The 2618-nt window shown below is 73.7% G+C and carries 5 protein-coding genes; all 5 read left to right on the top strand.

The window, feature by feature from the left end; translation table 11 throughout:
• A partial coding sequence (locus VLJ82_RS01150) for a translation initiation factor IF-3 (RefSeq protein ID WP_408661485.1) occupies window positions 1–222 on the top strand: 222 nt, incomplete at its 5' end.
• Window positions 223–296: 74 nt separating this feature from the next.
• Window positions 297–491: a 50S ribosomal protein L35 gene (gene rpmI / locus VLJ82_RS01145; RefSeq protein WP_408661484.1), complete on the top strand. Its 195-nt coding sequence runs from the start codon at window positions 297–299 to the stop codon at window positions 489–491.
• 73 nt (window positions 492–564) lie between these two features.
• Window positions 565–963, top strand: a complete 399-nt coding sequence (rplT, locus tag VLJ82_RS01140; protein ID WP_408661483.1) for a 50S ribosomal protein L20 — start codon at window positions 565–567, stop codon at window positions 961–963.
• Between the two features lie 12 nt (window positions 964–975).
• Complete coding sequence (locus tag VLJ82_RS01135; RefSeq protein WP_408661482.1) at window positions 976–1773, top strand: TrmH family RNA methyltransferase; 798 nt, start codon at window positions 976–978, stop codon at window positions 1771–1773.
• A 77-nt stretch (window positions 1774–1850) separates the two neighbouring features.
• A partial coding sequence (locus VLJ82_RS01130; protein ID WP_408661481.1) for a phenylalanine--tRNA ligase subunit alpha occupies window positions 1851–2618 on the top strand: 768 nt, incomplete at its 3' end.

Below are 2618 nucleotides of genomic sequence, written 5' to 3'. Positions count from 1 at the left end.
GTCAAGATCACGATCATGTTCCGCGGTCGTGAGCAGTCCCGGCCGGAACTCGGGTTCCGGTTGCTGCAGAAGCTCGCCGAGGACATCACCGACCTCGGTTTCGTGGAGTCATCGCCCAAGCAGGACGGCCGCAACATGGTCATGGTCGTTGCTCCGCACCGCGGCGCCCGGGCCGCGAGCCGCACCGCCAAGACTGTCGAGGAGCAGGCACCGAGCAGCTGAGCGAGTCTCAGCACCGATGCCGGCTCCGCCGGCCGGCCGCCAGGCCGGCCGGCACCCATGAAGAAGGATTTCCGATGCCCAAGAACAAGACCCACTCGGGGATGAAGAAGCGCGTCAAGGTCACCGGCAGCGGCAAGCTGCTGACCGAGCGCGCGGGGAAGCGCCACCTGCTGGAGCGCAAGTCCTCCCGGATCACCCGGCGCCTGACCGGCACCGAGACGATCGCCGCCGTCGACGTCCCGCGCGTCAAGCGCATGCTCGGCCGCTGACCTTCTGACCCCCCGCCGAGCGGGCGCCGGACACCCGGACGCTGCTCGGCCCGACGAAACAAGGACTACCAACGTGGCACGCGTCAAGCGGGCGGTCAACGCCCAGAAGAAGCGCCGGACGGCCCTCGAAGCGGCCTCCGGCTACCGGGGACAGCGTTCCCGGCTCTACCGCAAGGCCAAGGAGCAGTTGCTGCACTCGGCGACGTACTCCTACCGCGACCGCAAGGCGCGCAAGGGCGACTTCCGGCAGCTGTGGATCACCCGCATCAACGCCGCGGCCCGGGCCAACGACATGACCTACAACCGCTTCATGCAGGGCCTGCGGCTGGCCGGCGTGCAGACCGACCGCAAGGTGCTGGCCGACCTCGCCGTCACCGACGCCCCGGCCTTCGCGGCCCTGGTCGCGGTGGCCCGCAAGGCCGTCGAGGCGGAGGGCATCGGCGGCGCCGCCGCCCAGACGCCGGCCGCCTAGCTCCCGCGGTCGGTGCTGTCCGACTCCAACGCCCGGCTCGCAGCGGCCCGACGACTGACCAGTCCCCGGGGCCGCCGCGAGGCCGGGCGGTTCCTTGCCGAGGGCGCCCAGTCGGTGCGTGAGGCGCTGGGCCGGCCGGGCACGGTGCTGGAGCTGTTCGCCACCCCCGCCGCCGCCGAACGGCACGCCGACCTGCTGGCCCGGGCCCCGGCCGGGGCGGTCTCGCTGATCAGCGACCGGGCCGCGGCCGGGCTGAGCGAGACCGTCACCCCGCAGGGCCTGGTCGCCGTCTGCGCCCGCCCGGACTCGGGCCTGGCCGGCGTGCTGGCCGGCGGACCGCGGCTGGTGGCGATCCTGGTGGAGAGCAACGATCCGGGCAACGCCGGCACCATCCTGCGCACCGCCGACGCCGCCGGCGCCGCCGCGGTGCTGTTCGCCGGCGACTCGGTGGACCCGTACAACGGCAAGGCGGTGCGGGCCGCGGCCGGCAGCCTCTTCCACCTCGACGTGGTCACCGGCCTGCAGCCGGCCGCCGCGATCGCCGAGTGCCGGGCCGCGGGCCTCTTGACCGTGGCCACCACCGGTGCGGCTCCACTGGATCTCGACGAGCTGCTCGACTCCGGACGGCTGGCCGGCCCCACCGCCTGGGTGTTCGGCAACGAGGCCCGCGGGCTGCCCGGCGAGGTGCTGGCGGCGGCCGACCTGGCCGTCCGGGTGCCGGTGCACGGCCGGGCCGAGAGCCTGAACCTGGCCGCGGCCGCCGCCGTCTGCCTGTACGCCTCGGCGCGCGCCCACCGGCTGCCGGGCTAAACGGTTACAGCCGCTCTCCTAGACTGCTCGGTATCCGACTGCTCGGCTCTCCCTGCTCCCGACCCGAAGGGTTCCCCATGTCCGGCGCCAACGACAGCTACGACCCGAAGGAGGTCGCCGCGCTCAGCCCGGCGGCCCTCGCGGCGGACGTGTCGGCGGCCCGGCAGGCCTTTGCCGGGGCCCGCGACCTCGACGAGCTGCGGGCCGCCCAGAACGCCCACGTCGGCGACCGCTCGCCGCTGGCGCTGGCCAACCGGGAGATCGCGGCGCTGCCGCCGGCGGCCAAGGCCGATGCCGGCAAGCGGGTGAACGCCGCCCGTACCGAGGTCCGGCAGGCCTACGCCGAGCGGCTGGCCGAGCTCGAGGCCGAGCGCGACGCCCGGGTGCTGGCCGAGGAGTCGGTCGACGTGACGCTGCCCTGGGACCGCCGGCCACCTGGTGCCCGGCACCCGCTGACCACCACCCAGGAGCTGGTCGGCGACGTGTTCACCGCGATGGGCTGGGAGGTCGCCGAGGGCCCCGAGGTGGAGGCCGAGTGGTACAACTTCGACGCCCTCAACATCGGCGTCGACCATCCGGCCCGGTCGCTGATGGACACCTTCTTCGTCGCCGCGCCGGACGGCTCGGCCGACAGCGGCCTGGTGCTGCGTACCCACACCTCGCCGGTGCAGGCCCGGGTGATGCTGACCCGCCGGCCGCCCATCTACATCGTCTGCCCGGGCAAGGTGTTCCGCACCGACGAGCTGGACGCCACCCACTCGCCGGTGTTCCACCAGCTGGAGGGGCTGGTGGTCGACAAGGGCATCACCATGGCCCACCTCAAGGGCACCCTGGACCACATGGCC

Source organism: Jatrophihabitans sp., assembly GCF_035474675.1.
Taxonomy (GTDB): domain Bacteria; phylum Actinomycetota; class Actinomycetes; order Mycobacteriales; family Jatrophihabitantaceae; genus Jatrophihabitans_A.
Note: the sequence above shows the minus strand (reverse complement) of the source record. Positions and strands in the feature narration are given on the sequence as shown.